The sequence below is a fragment of the Halomonas marinisediminis genome (genome assembly GCF_004347715.1).
GTDB classification, from domain to species: domain Bacteria; phylum Pseudomonadota; class Gammaproteobacteria; order Pseudomonadales; family Halomonadaceae; genus Halomonas; species Halomonas icarae.
The window spans coordinates 1-266 of record NZ_SLTR01000520.1 but is presented as its reverse complement, the minus strand read 5'-3'; the positions used below and the strand labels follow the sequence as shown (position 1 = coordinate 266).

The 266-nt window shown below is 65.8% G+C and carries 1 protein-coding gene; it reads left to right on the top strand.

Annotation, left to right across the window (positions count from 1 at the left end; all coding sequences use genetic code 11):
* On the top strand, positions 1 to 209 hold a 209-nt coding region (locus tag E0702_RS19340; protein WP_165927628.1), incomplete at its 5' end, for a hypothetical protein.
* Positions 210 to 266: the final 57 nt, after the last annotated feature.

Below are 266 nucleotides of genomic sequence, written 5' to 3'. Positions count from 1 at the left end.
TGCATGACAACTTTCACACGGATGCGGCGGCTGTTCTGGCCCTCAAAGACGACGATATCGGCGCGTCTCTGCGCGAGCAGATCGCCCGCAAACGTCTGAGCCAGTTGGTGCAATCGCTCAACAACGATGTCCTCGACGGCAGTGCCGAAGCCGCCCAAGCGGCGCGCCGCGCCCTGTCGCGACTCGGCTTCGTCGACGACCGCGCCTGAGCCGCGCGCGCGAATCGCACCCTGACGGCCTATCACGCCCTGCAGGTCACAAACCGC